The sequence below is a fragment of the Amycolatopsis sp. NPDC051758 genome (assembly GCF_044453095.1).
In the GTDB taxonomy this organism is placed as follows: Bacteria; Actinomycetota; Actinomycetes; order Mycobacteriales; family Pseudonocardiaceae; genus Amycolatopsis.
Genome location: NZ_JBITCJ010000005.1, coordinates 472,471 through 488,655, shown reverse-complemented (window position 1 = coordinate 488,655; position 16,185 = coordinate 472,471). Strand labels below are relative to the sequence as shown.

Here is a 16,185-nt window from a genome sequence, read left to right as displayed (position 1 = left end):
GGAAATGCCCGAACTCCACCACGAAGAATCCGGCGACGGCGCCCCGATCGTCTTCCTGCACGGCAATCCCGGTTCGTCCCACGGCTGGCGCCACGTCCTCCCCCACGTCGGCGGCGGGCGGCTCATCACGCCCGACCTCATCGGCATGGGCCGCTCGGATAAGCCCGACATCGACTACACCTTCGCCGACCACGCGCGGTACCTCGACACCTGGTTCGACGCGCTCGGCCTGGACGACGTCGTGCTCGTCGGGCACGACTGGGGTGGCGCGCTCGCCTTCGACCACGCCGCCCGCCACCCGGGGCGGGTGCGCGGGCTCGCGTTCTTCGAAACCATCGTGAAGCCGATGGCCTGGGACGACCTGTCACCCCAGGCGGCCGAGCGGTCGAAGAAGATCCGCACACCGGGGATCGGCGAAGACATGGTGCTGACCCAGGACCTGTTCATCCGGCAGGCGTTCACCGGCGGGGTCCGCACGCCGGTCGGCGACGACGACCTCGCCGCCTACCTCGCGCCGTTCCCGACCCCCGAGAGCCGCCGTCCGGTGCTCGCCTGGGCACGGCAGCTGCCGCTCGGTGGTGAGCCGGCCGGGCTCGTCACGCGCATCGAGGCCTACGACGAGTGGCTGGCCACCAGCACCGGCACGCCGAAGCTGCTCATGACGTTCGACGGCTCGCCCACGCTGCTCATCGGCGAGCGGATGACCCGCTGGTGCGAGGAGAACATCGTCGCGCTGGACGTCGTCGCCTGCGGGGAGGCCGGGCACCACGCGCACGAGGACCGGCCCAAGGAGATCGGCGCCGAGATCTCCGCGTGGCTGGACCGGCACGGCCTCCGCTGACCGTCAGGTGTGACGCAGGGCCGGGGCGACGTCGGCGCCGAGCACGCGGGCCGCGACCCACGCCAGCGCGTCCGCGGTGCGCGCCGGGGTGTCCGACGGCTGCACGACGTGGCTGAGCACCGCGCGGACGACCAGGTCGATCACCACGGCGACCTGCTCCTCGGTGAGCGCCGGCCGGTAGGCCAGCACACGCACGGTCAGCATCGCCTTCGCCTGCGCGAGCAGCGAGCCGGCCCGGGTGGTCAGCAGCGGCAGGAGCTCGCTGGCCGCGCCGTGCGCCGTGGAGGCGATCGCGCGCAGCAGGACATTGTCTTCGGCGAGCTCCAGGACCGCGCGGACGGCGTCGTACATCGCCTCCACGAGGTCGGTCCGGTGCCGGTCGAAGGCCGCGTCGACCACCGCGAGGAACCGCCCGAGCTCGTGCGAGACCATCGCTTCGGCCAGCGCGGCCTTGGAGCCGATCTCGTTGTAGACGGTCTGGCGGCTGACGCCGACCACCTCCGCCAGCCGGGCCATGGTGACCGCCGGCCAGCCCGACCGCGCGGTCAGCTCGATCGCCGCGGTGATGATCGGCTGCCGGTGCTGTCCGCCCTCGGGCGCGAGTGCCGCACTCATGATCGTCGTTTCAGTCCCGCAGTTTCAGGGCCAGCACCGGGCAGGAGCTGACGGCCGAGCCGACCTCTTGACGGCGGTCCTCACCGGGTTGCTCCTCGAGCAGCACGACGAGCCCTTCGTCGCCCACTTCGAAGAAGTCCGGCGACAGCGACTCGCACATGCCCGCGCCGATGCACTTGTCGAGGTCCGCTTCGATCCGCATCACGCACCCACCCGGCCCGGCGCGACGAAGTCGACCTTCTCGCGCACCCCGCAGTCGGGGCAGCACCAGGAGTCCGGGATCGCCGACCACGGCGTGCCGGCCGGGAAGCCTTCGCGCGGGTCGCCGCGCGATTCGTCGTAGACGTACCCGCAGCCCGGGCACATGCCGCCTTCCGTGGCGTCGCCCCGGGTGTCGCTGAGCTCCGGGGCGGCAGCCGTGACACGGGTTCCGTAACGCGCCAAGATCTTGTCCCGTTTGGACGGCTGGATGTTGGCGCGGGAGATGTCGCCGTCGAAGTGGGCGAGCACCCGCGGGTCCATCACCCGGCGCCACAGCGGCGGGACCAGCGCCAGCACGATCATCCCGGCGTACCCGGTGGGCAGCACCGGCGATTCGGCGAAGTCACGCAGCGTCTGGTAGCGGCGGGTCGGGTTGGCGTGGTGGTCGCTGTGCCGCTGCAGGTGGTAGAGCAGGACGTTCGTGGCGATGTTGTTGGAGTTCCAGCTGTGCTCGGGCGCCACCCGCTCGTAGCGCCGCCGCCCGGGGCCGCCGACCCGCTGCCGCAGCATGCCGTAGTGCTCCATGTAGTTGACCACCTCCAGCAGCGAAAACCCGACGACGGCCTGGATCACCAAGTATGGCAGGACACCGGCGCCGAGCCACGCGACCATCGCGGCCCACAGCACCGCCGACATCAGCCACGCGTTGAGGACGTCGTTGCCGATCCGGTACGGGTGCCGGTCACGCCGCGCGTAGCGCTTGCGCTCCAGTCGCCACGCCGACTTGAGTGAGCCGAAGACCGTGCGCGGCCAGAAGCGGTAGAAGCTTTCGCCGACGCGGCTGCTCGCCGGGTCCTCCGGGGTCGCGACGCGGACGTGGTGGCCGCGGTTGTGCTCGATGTAGAAGTGCCCGTAGAAGCTCTGCGCCAGCGCGATCTTGGACAGCCAGCGCTCGTGGCTCTCCTTCTTGTGCCCCAGTTCGTGCGCGGTGTTGATGCCGATCCCGCCGATGCACCCGATGGACACGGCGAGGCCGATCTTGTCCGCGACGCCGAGACCGCCGTGGGCGACCAGCCAGAACGCGGCGGCGAAGCCGAGGTACTGCACGGGCAGGAAGGCGAAGGTGATCCAGCGGTAGTAGCGGTCCTGCTCCAGCCGCTCGATGACGTCGTCCGGCGGGTTGCTGCGATCCAGCCCGGCGAGCAGGTCGATGAGCGGCACCACGACGAGGATCACGACCGGCCCGATCCAGAACCACCCGGCCCAGCCGGTGGCCGCGTGCAGCCCGATGGCGAGGAACGCCAGTGACGGCACCACCAGGCCGATCAGCCACAGGTACCGCTTGCGGTCGTGCCACCGCTCGGTCGAGCCGGCGGGCACGGTCCCGGTCACCTCGCTCATGACACCCTCCTCCGTTGGCTGGTTTACAGAACGATAGAGGATGTACATCGCGCTTGACAATAGCTTGTTTGATGTAAAGAGCTGCCGGCGCGCTTACCCGAGGAAGATCTTCAGGGGTGTTTCCCGGCCGGCGAGAGCCCTCCGGGCAGCAGGGTGCCCGCACTCAGCCGATGAGGTCGTGCGGGTCCCGCGCGGTCAGCGCGTCGACGTCCGACCGGCCTTCGCGCCGGGCGACCCGCCGGCGGGCACGCACCTGGGCCGTGGTCCGCGGGCGGAACTTCGGCTCCCGGCCGCAGCCACACGGCTCGAAGCCCTCGTACCTCAGCCCCGCTTCGAGCGCCGCGGCGACCGCGGCCCAGCCCGAGCGATCCCGGCGCGGCGGCGCCGCGAAGTCGTGCCCGGCGAAGACCATCGGCCGCCGGCATTCCGGGCAACGGTGCTCCGCTCCGTCCCGCGCGCACCGTATCCGCCACAAAGGCGCGCCGGCGCACGGATTTTCCGGCCTCCGCCACAACTCCGTGACGAAGATCATCTTCCGGCGTGTGTGACGCAGCGTCGCACCCGACCTGCGCCGCCGAAGGGACGGCGGGGCACCACCCGTGCCCTTCTTTCCCGCGCCGCGAACTCCGGGCGTGGCCAGGTCGTGAGATTTCACTTTCACCCGTTCGGCCCAGTGTGCGGTAGGCCGAATTACCGTCCGGGGCCGTTACCTGAGCAAATGCCGGTAATCACCTCACCGCGCACGGTAAACGCCGTTCGCGCACCGGCGGACAACCGTCCGTCAGCCGGGTCAGGACCACCGTCCCCCACTCGTTCATGGTAAAAAACGGATCCTGATCGATACCGCGGCAACACGGAGGGTGAGGCGAAGACGGGTGACGGCGGCAGCTGTATCCCCTCGTCGTGGCCGCTTCCTCGTCCGGGTCCCCATTCTTCGCCGACCGTCACTCAGGAGTTCGTGAACCGCCGTGCTGAACAAAGACGACAAGGACGAGTCGGACAAGCCGTACGACAAGTCGATCCGCAAAAGGCTGACCAGGACCGTTCTCATTCCCAGCGTGACGCTGCTGGTGCTGTGGATCGCGGTCTCCTCCTACTTCCTCTTCAACGGCGTTTACGTCCGGCTGGTCGCGGCTTCCGTGCGCGAGGTGTCGATCCCCGCCGCCACCGCGCTGGCCGAGTTCCAGAAGGAACGCCAGACCGCGCTGCAGTACCTTGACGACCCGGCGCTCGGCCCGGGCCGGCTGCAGGAGCAGCAGAAGGCCACCGACGAGAAGCTCGCCGCGTTGAAGGACGCGTTCGCCGCGACCATCTCCAACGCGCCGGACGAGATCGCGGCCAAGGTCAACGAGCTGAAGTCCCAGTTCGACCAGCTGCCCGTGCTGCGCTCGCAGATCAGCTTCCGCAGCATCGACCGCGCGCAGGTCAACACCTACTACAACGGCGTGATGGACACGGCGTCGAACCTGTTCGACACCCAGGCCCGCGTCGTGCCGGACTCCGAAGCGGCCACCGGTGGCATCACGGCGACCTCGGTGTTCCGCGCCGGTGACACGATGTCGCGCGAGACGTCGCTGGTGTCGACGGCCTTCTCCGCCGGGACGTTCGCGCCGGACGACTTCGCGCAGTTCGCGCAGCTGTCCGGCACCTACCGGACCCAGCTGGAGCAGATCGCGCCGTTCCTCGACCCCGGCGTCCGCGACCGGTACCAGGCGCTGACCACCAGCACGGCGTGGCGGCAGCTGGGGACCGCCGAAGAGGCGATCGTGAAGCACGGCCCCTGGTCGCCCAGCGAGCAGAACTCCGTGCCGGTGTCCGAAACGGACTGGCAGAACGCGACGAGCCAGGTCGCCACCGGCCTCAACGACCTCGCCATCACCCAGGCGGACAAGGTTTCCGCGGCCGCGATCGACTCCGGTGACGCCCAGCTGCGCAACGTGATCATCGGCAGCATCCTGGCGCTGCTCGCGTCCCTGGCGGCGATCATCGTCGCGGTCCGGGTGTCCCGCTCGCTCGTCGACCGCGCGCTGATGACGCGCCTCGCACGGCTGCGCAACGACTCCCTCGACCTCGCCCGCAACCGGCTGCCGAACATCGTGGAGCGGCTGAAGAACGGCGAATCGGTCGACCTGGCCGAAGAGCTCCCGCAGCTCGACCACGGCCGGGACGAGATCGGCCAGGTGGCGGAGGCGTTCAACACCGCCCAGCTGACCGCCGTCAACGCGGCGGCGAGCGAGGCGAAGGCCCGCAGCGGTGTGCACAACGTGTTCCTCGGCATCGCGCACCGCAACCAGGTCCTGGTCCACCAGCAGCTGCAGATCCTCGACGAGATGGAAGCCCGCGAGGACAACTCGACCCAGCTGGCGTCGCTGTTCCAGCTCGACCACCTCGCCGCGCGCGCCCGCCGCACCACCGAGAACCTGATCATCCTCGGCGGCAAGCAGCCGGGCCGCCGCTGGCGCAAGCCGGTCCCGCTGATGGAGGTGCTGCGCGCGGCCGTCTCGGAGACCGAGCAGTACGCGCGGGTCCAGGTCGAGCAGGTGGCCGACGTCGCCATCCTCGGCGCCGCGGTCGCCGACACGATCCACCTGGTCGCCGAGCTCGTCGACAACGCGACGTCGTTCTCGCCGCCCGGCTCGCCGGTCGAGGTGACCAGCCGCCTGGTCGCCCGCGGTGTGGTCGTCGACGTGTCGGACCAGGGCCTCGGCATGAAGGACGGCGTCCGCGAGTGGGCCAACTCGATGATGGCCGAGGCGCCCGAGTTCGACGCGATGGCCCTGCGGGCCGACTCCAGCCTCGGCCTCTTCGTGGTCGCGCGCCTGGCGGCGAAGCTCGGCATGACCGTCACCTTCGACCCGTCCCGGTACGGCGGCCTGCGCGCCACCGTGCTCATCCCCACCCACCACCTGGCCGGCCAGGAGGAGACTCCGGTCGAGGAACCCGGATCCACCCCGGCGGAGACCACCGCGGTCCTCGCCCCGGTGGGCGGCCCCGCGCCGCAGGCAGCAGAAAGCCCGCTCCGTTCCATGGACACGCCCAGCTCGTTCACCGGCCAGATCCCGATGAAGCGAGACGCCAAGCCGAGGCCGTACCCGGCACGTGCGCTCACCCCGCCCGACCCCGCGCCCGCCGCGCCGCCGCCGGCCGCGGAGCCGCCGCCCGCCGCGGCGGTGGAGCCCCCGGCCCGCGACCGGCTCCGGCCGGCCGCCGACGACCGGCCCCGGCTGCCCCGGCGCGAGCCCCAGCAGAACCTCGTCGCCCAGCTCGAAACCGAACCCGACGACAGCCAGGACGAGGTCGTGGCGCCGGGTGAAGGCACCGCCCGCACCCTCGCCGCGTTCCACAAGGGCACACGCCGGGGCCGCGTCGGGCCGGACGACGTCTAGTCCGCGACAGCACACAGGGAAAGTCCACAGAGGAAAGTCAAGGTTTCTGACGCATGAACGAGTACGGGAACCCCAAACCCGATCTCAACTGGCTGCTCGACGACGTCGTGAGCCGTGTGGTCGGCGCGCAGAACGCCATCGTGCTGTCCGCCGACGGGCTGCTCATCGGCAAGTCGGCCGGCATGGGCAAGGACGACTCGGACCAGCTGTCGGCCATCGCCTCCAGCCTGCAGAGCCTCGCCAAGGGGGTCAGCAAGCAGTTCAACCGCGGCCCCGTGCTGCAGAACATGATCGAGATGGAGCGCGGTTACCTGTTCGTCTCGGCGGCGGGCCAGGGCGCCTGCCTCGCCGTGCTGGCCGCGGACAACGTCGACGTCGAGATGATCGCCTACGAGATGAGCCGCCTGGTCAAGCGGGTCGGGGACTACATGGCGTCGGCGCCGCGCGAAGCGGCGCACGTCCTACGGGAGGCCACATGAGCGGGGACGAAAGCTGGTACGACGAGGCCGCCGGGCCGCTGGTCCGGCCGTACACGATCACCAGCGGCCGGACCCCGGCCGACAGCGCGCGGCTCGACCTCTCCACGCAGGTGATGACGCTGCGGTCGGAGCAGGAGCCGGCCGGGCTGGGCCCGGAGCACCAGTCGATCGTGCAGCTGTGCCGGCACCCGGTGTCCGTCGCCGAGATCGCGGTCTACGTGAAGATCCCGCTGGGGGTCGTGCGCGTGCTCGTCGGCGACCTGATCGAACGCGGCCTGGTCATCACGCGCTCCCCCACCCACCACCCGGCGCAGTCGCCGGACCTCGAAACACTCCAGGCGGTTCTCGATGGCCTCATCAAGTACTGACGGCACGGGGACGGACATGGTCCCCACGCCGGTCAAGATCATCGTCGCGGGCGGGTTCGGCGCCGGGAAGACCACCATGGTCGGCTCGGTCAGCGAGATCCCGCCGCTGACGACCGAAGAGGTGCTGACCGAGGCGAGCGCCGGGATCGACGACCTCTCCGGCGTCGAGCGGAAGAAGACGACGACGGTCGCGCTCGACTTCGGCCGGATCACCATCTCGCCCCGCCACGTGCTGTACCTGTTCGGCACGCCGGGCCAGGCGCGCTTCTGGTTCATGTGGGACGACCTGGCGCGCGGGGCGATCGGCACGATCGTGCTCGTGGACACCCGGCGGCTGGAAACCAGCTTCGCCGCCATCGACTTCTTCGAGCGCCGGAAGATCCCGTTCGTCGTCGCGGTGAACTGCTTCGACAACGCGCCGCGCTACACCCCCGACGAGATCCGCGAAGCCCTGGTCGTCCCGGACCGTGTGCCCATCGTCATGTGTGACGCACGCGACCGTGACTCGAGCAAGCTCGCGCTTATCCGGTTGGTAAAGCACGCGATGACGGTGGTGCCGGCCCGGGTCTGAGACCTGCGCTTTGTCCACCCGGTGTCCGGTCCGGACGTCGCCGGTGTCCGATGTGCCCCTCCGTGTCCACCCCGGACACCGGCTTACCCACATGGCGCAATTGGTTGGACCACCCGGGTGCAGCCTTTTAGTTGAGCAAGCAGCAAACTGATAACATCCGCTCGTGACCAGTCGTATGCCGGACTTTCCCGAATATATAAGGGAAAACTATCCGGCACGGGGCCGGCTCTTCGGTGACTTTCTGTGTGGACTGTGGGCCACCGCGTGCGACGCGCTCGCGGTTCCGGTGGAGCAGTCCGTCCGGACCACCCTGATGCTGCGCGCCCTGCTGCCGCGGTGGGCCCACGAACGGATCGGGCTCGCGCCCGCCCACCCGTCCTATGTGGCGGGCGACGGGTTCCCGGCCGAGATGTCGGTGAACTGGTCGGGCGGGCGCCCCGAGCTACGGGTGCTGTTCGACAGCCTCGGCCACGACGTGACCTTCCCCGGTGACAGCGCTTTCGACGCCGCGGTGCGCGAAACGTTCACCCCGTGGGCGGGCCGGCCGTCACCCGCGCCGGTGTGGCACTCGCTCGCCTGGCGCCCGCCGTCGGGGATCGTCCACAAGACGTATTTCGGCCTGTACCAGTGGCCGCACCAGCACCGCGAAGCCGCCGTCACCGAGGCCATGGACCGGCTCGGCATGTCCACGGCGTGGGACGACGCCCGCCGTCGCGTCGAAAACATCGAAGGTGACCGGGAAATCGAATTCTTCGCGGTGGACCTCGCCGACGTCGCGGACGCCCGGGTCAAGATCTACTACCGCAACCACGGCGCCGGCCTCGCGGAGGTCGAGCGGGTCGCCTCGGTGGCTTCGCACCACGACACCGAACGGGCGCGGGCGGCATACCGGACACTGACCGGCAACCGTGCCGACGCCGGCGAAGCGGCGCTGAGCTGCTTGGCGTTCCGGTCCGGACTGGATCGCACCGCCGAGTCGACGACGTACCTGCGGCTGCCGGACCTCTCGGCCGACGACGAAGAAGCCGTCGAGCGCGCCGCCGCCCTGCTGCACCGGGAAGGTGTCGACCCCGGCGGGTTCCGCACCCTGGCCGCCGCGCTGGCGCCCGGGCCGCTGGCCGGCAGCCGGGGGTTCCTGGAGCTGGTGAGCTACCGCACATCGGGCCGGCGCGGCGACGTGACCACGTACTTCCGGCTCCCCGTCTACGACTCGCCCGCGCCACCCCCGCTTTCGCCGGTTGATCTTGGCTGACGGCACCGGAAAGATGATCTCCGCGCAGCAGAAGTAAGGAGCCGATCGTGACCCAGCAGGACGTCGAGCGCATCGCCCGCCACAACGAGCAGCGGCAACGGGAATACGAGTCGTCGGAGCTGATCCGGCTGCTGACCGACGAAGGCACCTCCGCCGAGACGAAGAAGGCGGTGCTCACCTACCTGCAGCCGTGGTCGAACGCGTTCCAGCGGATGATCAGCGCGCGGGTCGTCTCCGAGAGCGACCCGGAGCTGCGGGCGCTCGCGCTGGAGCACCAGCAGGAGGAGATCGGCCACGACAAGATCCTCGCCCGCACCCGCGCGGACGACCGGCAGCTGGTCTGGGACCCCGTCATCGAAGCGGGCGCGTCGTGGTTCGTCGACCAGTTCGCGACCCTGCCCGGGGTGCAGCGCGCGGTGCTGGCGCACCTGGCCCTCGAAGCCGGCAGCCTCGTGTTCAGCCAGGCGGGCACCAAGGCGTTCCCCGACGACGAGTACTTCGAACTGCACGACGAAGCCGACGTCGAGCACCTCGAGATGGGGTACGAACTGCTGCGGCAACGCCGTGACTGGACCGTCGACGCGGTGACCGAGGTGCTGGACCGGGCGTGGCAGGTGATCGGTGTGGTTTCGAACCGCATCGCCGAGTGCGCGCTCCGCGATACCGTGGCCGCATGACCACGACCGAACCGGCCACCGCGGCCCGCGCCGTCGCCGCCGAAGCCGCCCAGGCCTACCAAGAAGCCTTGGGCGAGCGCCTGATCGGCGCGTACCTGCTGGGCAGCCTCTCCTACGGCGGCTACTCCGCAGCGGCCAGCGACATCGACCTGGCCCTCGTCGTCACCGAGCCCGGCTCCTGCGGCGAAGCCATCGCGGCGACGACCAAGGCGCTGCAGGAGCGAAGCCCGTTGCACGGCAAGCTTTCCGTGTTCTGGGCGTCCCTCCCGGCGTTGCGCGAAGGTCGCGACGACGGCCGCTTCCCGGCGCTCGACCGCCTGCAGCTGGCCGACCACGGCCTCGTCCTGCTCGGCTCGGACGTCCTCGCGGAAGTGGCCCGCCCGGCGGCTTCGGAGCTGCTGCTGGAAAGCGCGGGCTTCGCGATCACGGTCCTGGCAGCGGAAGCGGTGACGGCGGAGTTCCACGAGCCGCGCCGGTTGCTCGCGGACAAGGTGTGGTTCACGAAGGCGGTGCTGTTCCCGGTCCGCTTCCTGTATTCGGCGACAACGGACACGGGCCGCGCGGCGAACAACGACGAAGCGATCGAGTGGTACGCGTCCCAGCCGGACGCGCCGGCTGTTTCGCTGGTCCGGCTCGCGGAGCGGGTCCGGGGCGGGCATCCGCTGGACCCGGCCGAGGCGGGACCGGAGCTGGCGGCGGGGCTGGTGCCGCTGTACCGGCGGTACATCGAGGTCGAGACGCGGCGGCTGCGGGAGACCGGGGCGCCGGAAGACCTCGTCGCGGCTTTCGAGGACTGGAACAAACGACTCGGCTGACTAGGGCATTCGAGTGAACCCCCGCCCGCAGGTCTAACACCACGTGCGCGCCTCCGACTTCTGAAGCACTTCGTTCGCTTCAGGAGCCGGGAGGCTGCCATGTCCACGCCGGAACCGAGAAGGCTTCGTCCGCTCGTTCTCGTGCGGGGGTTCGGCGGGCCCGACATCGGGGACGAGCAGGCCAGCGGTTACCAGGGGTTCAACGAAGGCACGGTCTACCCCGGCCGGCGCGGGGAGAACTACATCTACGAGGGTTTTGTGCTGCGGGCCATGAAATCCTCGCTGTACCGCTACCGGGACGCCACCAACGTCGTCGGCTACTACGCCGAGGACGTCGACGCGCCGCCGGATCCGCAGAACTACGCCGGCGACCTGATCGAGGGCAGTGTGGTGCTGGATCCGTCGGTCGCCCGGCGGGTGGTGGACGAGGACGTCGCCGGCACACTCTGGGTCTACCGCTACTACGACCTCAAACCGCGGGCCGTCAGCCGGTACGGCGAAGGGCTGGCCCGGCTGATCGACATCCTGACCCGGATGGGGAAGACCGCGTTCGACGGGGTCGACATCGTCGCGCACAGCATGGGCGGGCTCGTCGTCCGCGAAGCACTCCGGTTCATGCACCAGGAAGGCCGGGATCCGGCGGCGCTCGTCCACCGGATCGTCACCCTCGGCACACCCCACCGCGGCATCGCCTTCCAGGCCCTCCCCCGGTGGCTCGTCGACGGCGTCCCGGGTGTGCGGAACGCGGCCGACGAGCTGGCCGCGTTCGATCCGGAGCAGACGAAGTTCCTCGACATCCGCGAGTGGTTCGACCCGCGGCGGATCCTCACCGTCGTCGGCACCGACTTCCGCAGCTACGGCGTCAAGGTCGCCTCGGCGGGCAATCGGCTCGCGACGCTCTTCGCCGAGGGAACGCTGAGCTACAACCACAGTGACGGCCTGGTCAAGCAGACCTCCGCGCAGCTGCCGGGCGCGCCCCGGACGTTCGTCCACAAGTGCCACGGCGGCAGCGACTCGCTGGTGACCTCGCGCGAGGCCTACGAGATCGCCATGCGGTTCTTCCACGGCACGCACCGGGTCCGGCTCTGGCTCGACACAGCCGAAGTGCTGCGGGGCAAGGACTTGTTCAGCCACAGCGAGTTCTACCTCGGCGTCTCGATCAAGCCCCGGTACGTCGACTTCGAGCTGTTCCACCAGAGCGCCGAAGCGGAAAACTGCTACGGCCCGTTCCGCGAACCCGACCTCACGGACGACCAGGCGGCGCTGGAAACGGTGCTGAGCAAGGCTTTGGCCGTCGAGAAGGGACCGGCGACGGTGTGGGCCGGCCCCGACCGGCTCGTCTGGGAAGGCTGGGTCGACACGCGGGCCAAGCCGGACAGCGACCAGCGTGACATGGTCTTCCGGCTCGACGTCTACGTCGCCGAGCGCGACTCCTACGGCATCGGCTTCTCGGACAACGTCGTCTTCCGCAAGCAGTACTACGTGCAGGCGCTGCCGGGCGAGCTGCTGATCCACACCGGCGAGAAGTACCTCGGCCCGCACGGCGAAAGCGGGCCGGGACAGGCGCAGGCCGCCGCGGCGGACGCTCGCGAGACCGAAGTCTGGGCTGCGCAGGAAACCGGCCGCGGCTGGACCTTCGAGACGAAGGGCACCGGATTCGAGGCGGTCTGGCGCGTCGCGATCGAACCGGCCGATTAGGGCGCGGTCACCTGCGAAGACCGGGCGGCCCACGCGGCCACCTGCGCCCGGGAGTCGAAGCCCAGTTTCCGCAGGATCCGGTTGACGTGCCCCTCGGCCGTCCGCCGGGAGATGACCAGCCGGTCGGCGATCTCCTGGTTCGACCGGCCGTCCGCGATCAGGGCCACGACTTCGCCTTCGCGGTCCGTCAGCGGCGACGGCCGGGCCTGCTCGGCCGCGGCCGACGGCGTGACGTCGCCGAGGGCGTAGGCGATCGCCTCCGGCAGGCCGAACTCGCGGCCGCGCCGGAACGCCGCTTCGAACGGCCCGTCGCCGAGTGCCCGGCGGACCTGCGCTTCACATTCGCCGTGCGGGGCGCCGAAGTAGCGGGACCCGAACATCGGGAAGCCGACCGCCTGCCAGATCGGGTGGGCCGAGCCGAGCATGGTGGCGGCCGGTTCCCACCGCTCCCGCGCGGCGTCGTTCCACGCCAGCACCTCGATCGCGAGCACGATGCCCAGCAGGTCGTGGAACGTGCTCTTGACCCGCAGGCAGTGCCGCCCGTGCTCGGCCGCGCGGTCGAGGTCGCCGCGGCTCAGCGCGACCAGGGCCTGGACGTAGATCGCATACGCGCTCGCCCACTGCTCACCGTGGGCGACACCGGTCTGGCACGCCTCTTCGCACAGTTCCGCCGCCCGGTCGAGATCACCGAGGAAGATCGAGGCGATGGCCAGTTCGATGCCGGCCAGCATCACGTTGCTGTTGAGCTCGCCGAGCTTCCGGTAGCGGATCTGCGCTTCCTCGAAGAGCGTCTTCGCGTCACCGACGTAGTCCCCGACCAGCAGGTTGCAGCCGAGCCGGTGCGTTGCGTACGCGAGGGCGACGTCGTCGCCGGTCCGCCTCGCGTAGGCGCGGCACTCCTCCAGCATCGTGACCGCGCCGTCGTGGTCACCCTGCAGCGTCGCGACGTAACCGTTGACCCACAACGCCTTCGCCCGTTCCCCGCTCGGTTCGGGGGCGAGGGCAAGGGCGCGGTCGAGCCAGTGGCGGCCTTCGCCGAACACCCCGCAGCCCGCCCAGTAGAACCAGAGCGTCGAAGCGAGCCGGAGGCCGGTTTCGAGCTCGGCCGGCACGGTCAGGCTGTAGTCCAGCGCGGCCCGCAGGTTGGCGTGCTCGAGCCGGGTCCGCCGGAAGATCTCCGGCTGCTCCGGGCCGAACCAGGCGCGTTCGCTCCGCTCGGCCAGGTCGAGGTAGTGGTCCCGCATCCGGCGCCGGACCGGGCCGGTCTCCCCGGCATCGGCCAGCCTGTCCCGGCCGAACTGCCGCAACGGCTCCAGCAGCCGGAACCGCTGCCGGTCGCCGTCGGCCTCCCGGAGCAGCACCGACTTCTCCACCAGCCCGGCGAGCAGGGCCGGCAGCTCACCGGCGGGCAGCCCGGCGCCGGCGCAGACGCGCTCGGCCGCCGGCAGGTCGAAGCCGCCGAGGAACACCGACGCCCGCGCCCACAGGTGCCGCTCGGCCGGGCCGCACAGGGCGTAGCTCCAGTCGATCGAGGCCAGCAGGGTCTGGTGCCGGGCCTCCCCGCCGCGTTTCACCGTCCCCGGCAGCCGGAAGCAGTCGGCCAGCCCGGACTCCAGCTCCGCCAGCGTCAGCACCCGCAGCCGCACCGCGGCGAGCTCGATGGCCAGCGGGATGCCGGCCAGCAGGCGGCACACCTCGGCGACGCGCTCCTGGTTCTCCTCGGTGACGGCGAACCACGGGTCGACCGAGCTCGCGCGTTCGGCGAACAGCGTCAACGCCGGGTACTGCAGCCACGCCCCGTCCAGCAGCGGCTGCCCGGGCTCGGGCAGCGGCAGCGGGGAAACCGGCCAGAGGTGCTCGCCGGCCAGCGCGAGCCGCTCCCGGCTGGTCGCGAGCAGCCGCAGCCCGGGCGCGGCGCGCAGCAGGTCGTGCGCCAGCGCCGCGCAGGCGTCGAGGAGGTGCTCGCAGTTGTCCAGGATCACCAGCAGCCGGCGGTGGCGCAGGTGCTCGGCCAGCACGGCGGCCGGGCTGCGGCCGGTTTCGTCGTGCACGCCCAGCGCCTCGAGCGCCGTGTGCGCCACCAGCGCGGGGTCCTGGAGCCCGGCGAGTTCGACGAGCCAGACGCCGTCCGGGAACGCGCGGGACAGCCCGGCGGCGGTCTGCACGGCCAGCCGCGTCTTGCCGACCCCGCCCACGCCGGTCAGGGTGACCAGCCGCGCCCGGGTCAGCAGCTGTTTCACCTCGGCGACGTCGGGCTTGCGGCCGATGAAGCTGGTGGTGTCCGCGGGCAGGTTGCCCTTCCCGCACGTCGCACCCGGCTTGCCCACGGGTGCACCGTAAGGACGACCGCGCGGACGGGTCAATCCGACCGCGCCGTCGTCCCCCGGATGGCGTCACGCATCGGGGAGCCGGTAGAGCGTCGGCGCGGCGCCGCCGTGCATCGCGGCCAGGCTCGCCAGGCAGGCCTTGCGGACCTCGCGGTTGGCCGCCGACCCGGCCTGGCCGCACCGCGGGCAGAACAGGTGCACCGCGCCGGGCGGGGTCTCGTCGACGGCGACGTCGACCGGGCATTCGCAGCGGCGGCACCACCGGTGACCGGTGACGACGAGGACGTGCAGCACGTCGGCGACACACTGGTGGACCCAGCACCGGTGGACGTAGCAGGTGCTCCGGGTGTGCGGGCTGAGCCCGTGCTCTTCGGCGGTGTCCTCGGCGGCCAGGATGGCCGCGAGCCGCCGGTCTTCGAGGTCGGCGTAGCGATCACGACCCCGGGAAGGCGCCGGTCGCGGCTCCGGGACATCCGCTGGGGCGACCACCCGGAGGACGGGACGCGACCGGCCTGGCACCATGTGTTCTCCGACCTCCCACGGTCAACGACGGCCGGTCAAGCCTGGTCCGCGGCACCGCCGGGCGCACCCGTACAAGTACCCGACTCCATACCTGTCCTCACCCGGCGCGCCGGGCCGGGCACCGTCCGCGGTCACCGGAGGGTCAGCGGCGTCTCCGACTCGACGCGGGTCAGCTTCGCCGGGTTGCGCACGTAGTAGACGCCGGTGATGCGGGCGTTCTCGAGCTGGATGGCCATGACGCCGTCGATCTCGCCGTCCAGGCGCAGGACCAGCGCGGGACTGCCGTTGACGACGGTCGGTTCGCTGGTCAGCGCGGCTTCGGTCCGGCCGATGCCGCCGAGGACGAAGCGGACCAGCTTGCTCGCGCCGGTCACCGGGCGCAGCGCGGCCTGCTTGACCCCGCCGCCGTCGCTCAGCAGGACGACGTCGGGCGCGAGGACGTCCAGCATGCCCTGGAGGTCGCGGCCTTCGAGCGCCCGCTGGAACGACTCGAGCACCGCCCGCGTCTCGCTCGCGGAGACCGCCTCCCGCGGCCGCCGGGCGTCGACGTGCTTGCGGGCGCGGTGGGCGATCTGGCGGACGGCCGCGGGCGTCTTGCCGACGGCGTCCGCGATCTCGTCGTAGCCGACCTCGAAGACCTCGCGCAGCACGAAGACGGCGCGTTCGGTCGGCGACAGCGTCTCGAGGACGAGCATCAGCGCCATCGACACGCTCTCGGCCAGCTCGACGTCCTCGGCCACGTCCGGCGCGGTGAGCAGCGGCTCCGGCAGCCAGGGCCCGACGTAGGCCTCCTTGCGGCGCTTCATCGTGCGCAGCCGGTTGAGCGCCATCCGGGTGGTGATCCGGACCAGGTAGGCCCGCTGGTCGCGCACCTCGGCCGGGTCGACCTTCACCCACCGCAGCCAGGTTTCCTGGAGCACGTCCTCGGCGTCGGCCGCCGAGCCGAGCATCTCGTAGGCGACGGTGAAGAGCAGGTTGCGGTGGGCGACGAAGGCTTCGGTCGCCGCGTCGGCGTGCTCGCTCATTGGTGTC

General features: G+C 70.9%; 16 protein-coding genes. 9 read left to right on the top strand and 7 right to left on the bottom strand.

Annotated elements, in window-relative coordinates; all coding sequences use genetic code 11:
- Positions 1-4 precede the first annotated feature (4 nt).
- Positions 5-841 (top strand): haloalkane dehalogenase, encoded by an 837-nt coding sequence (locus ACIA5G_RS25790; protein ID WP_395927458.1) that lies wholly within the window; start codon positions 5-7, stop codon positions 839-841.
- Between the two features lie 3 nt (positions 842-844).
- Here the strand turns inward: ACIA5G_RS25790 and ACIA5G_RS25785 are convergent, their stop codons facing one another.
- The 4 genes from ACIA5G_RS25785 to ACIA5G_RS25770 form a co-directional block, all read right to left on the bottom strand.
- Complete coding sequence (locus ACIA5G_RS25785) at positions 845-1,456, bottom strand: TetR family transcriptional regulator (protein ID WP_395927456.1); 612 nt, start codon at positions 1,454-1,456, stop codon at positions 845-847.
- A gap of 10 nt (positions 1,457-1,466) precedes the next feature.
- On the bottom strand, positions 1,467-1,658 hold the full coding sequence (locus tag ACIA5G_RS25780) for a ferredoxin (protein ID WP_395927454.1): 192 nt from the start codon (positions 1,656-1,658) through the stop codon (positions 1,467-1,469).
- Positions 1,658-3,058, bottom strand: coding sequence for a fatty acid desaturase (locus ACIA5G_RS25775; protein ID WP_395927452.1), 1,401 nt, complete (start codon positions 3,056-3,058; stop codon positions 1,658-1,660). The genes ACIA5G_RS25780 and ACIA5G_RS25775 overlap by 1 nt, the downstream gene beginning before the upstream one ends.
- Positions 3,059-3,221: 163 nt before the next feature.
- Positions 3,222-3,470, bottom strand: a complete 249-nt coding sequence (locus tag ACIA5G_RS25770) for a hypothetical protein (RefSeq protein WP_395927450.1) — start codon at positions 3,468-3,470, stop codon at positions 3,222-3,224.
- 556 nt (positions 3,471-4,026) lie between these two features.
- On the opposite strand from ACIA5G_RS25770, the gene ACIA5G_RS25765 reads away from it, so the two are divergent.
- The 8 genes from ACIA5G_RS25765 to ACIA5G_RS25730 all read left to right on the top strand — a co-directional run bounded on the left by ACIA5G_RS25765 (position 4,027) and on the right by ACIA5G_RS25730 (position 12,304).
- The gene (locus tag ACIA5G_RS25765; RefSeq protein WP_395927448.1) at positions 4,027-6,444 is read left to right on the top strand and encodes a nitrate- and nitrite sensing domain-containing protein; all 2,418 of its coding nucleotides are present in this window, start codon (positions 4,027-4,029) and stop codon (positions 6,442-6,444) included.
- Positions 6,445-6,497: 53 nt separating this feature from the next.
- Positions 6,498-6,923 carry a roadblock/LC7 domain-containing protein gene (locus ACIA5G_RS25760; RefSeq protein WP_395927446.1) on the top strand — a complete coding sequence of 142 codons (426 nt, stop codon included), beginning with the start codon at positions 6,498-6,500 and terminating at the stop codon, positions 6,921-6,923.
- On the top strand, positions 6,920-7,291 hold the full coding sequence (locus ACIA5G_RS25755; protein ID WP_395927444.1) for a DUF742 domain-containing protein: 372 nt from the start codon (positions 6,920-6,922) through the stop codon (positions 7,289-7,291). The genes ACIA5G_RS25760 and ACIA5G_RS25755 overlap by 4 nt, the downstream gene beginning before the upstream one ends.
- Positions 7,292-7,307: 16 nt before the next feature.
- The gene (locus ACIA5G_RS25750; RefSeq protein WP_395927442.1) at positions 7,308-7,862 is read left to right on the top strand and encodes a GTP-binding protein; all 555 of its coding nucleotides are present in this window, start codon (positions 7,308-7,310) and stop codon (positions 7,860-7,862) included.
- A gap of 286 nt (positions 7,863-8,148) precedes the next feature.
- Positions 8,149-9,114 carry a hypothetical protein gene (locus ACIA5G_RS25745; RefSeq protein WP_395927440.1) on the top strand — a complete coding sequence of 322 codons (966 nt, stop codon included), beginning with the start codon at positions 8,149-8,151 and terminating at the stop codon, positions 9,112-9,114.
- Positions 9,115-9,161: 47 nt separating this feature from the next.
- Positions 9,162-9,791: a hypothetical protein gene (locus ACIA5G_RS25740; protein WP_395927438.1), complete on the top strand. Its 630-nt coding sequence runs from the start codon at positions 9,162-9,164 to the stop codon at positions 9,789-9,791.
- On the top strand, positions 9,788-10,606 hold the full coding sequence (locus tag ACIA5G_RS25735) for a hypothetical protein (protein WP_395927436.1): 819 nt from the start codon (positions 9,788-9,790) through the stop codon (positions 10,604-10,606). The genes ACIA5G_RS25740 and ACIA5G_RS25735 overlap by 4 nt, the downstream gene beginning before the upstream one ends.
- Before the next feature lie 99 nt (positions 10,607-10,705).
- The gene (locus ACIA5G_RS25730; protein WP_395927434.1) at positions 10,706-12,304 is read left to right on the top strand and encodes an esterase/lipase family protein; all 1,599 of its coding nucleotides are present in this window, start codon (positions 10,706-10,708) and stop codon (positions 12,302-12,304) included.
- On the opposite strand, the gene ACIA5G_RS25725 is transcribed toward ACIA5G_RS25730, so the two are convergent.
- From ACIA5G_RS25725 to ACIA5G_RS25715, 3 genes are all read right to left on the bottom strand, one after another.
- A complete protein-coding gene (locus ACIA5G_RS25725) occupies positions 12,301-14,631 on the bottom strand; it encodes an ATP-binding protein (RefSeq protein ID WP_395927432.1) in 2,331 nt (776 codons plus the stop codon). The two genes, ACIA5G_RS25730 and ACIA5G_RS25725, sit on opposite strands and share 4 nt — an antisense overlap.
- A gap of 66 nt (positions 14,632-14,697) precedes the next feature.
- A complete protein-coding gene (locus tag ACIA5G_RS25720; protein ID WP_395927430.1) occupies positions 14,698-15,120 on the bottom strand; it encodes a hypothetical protein in 423 nt (140 codons plus the stop codon).
- 164 nt (positions 15,121-15,284) lie between these two features.
- Entirely contained in the window at positions 15,285-16,178 is an 894-nt protein-coding gene (locus tag ACIA5G_RS25715; protein WP_395927428.1) for an RNA polymerase sigma-70 factor, read from the bottom strand.
- Positions 16,179-16,185: the final 7 nt, after the last annotated feature.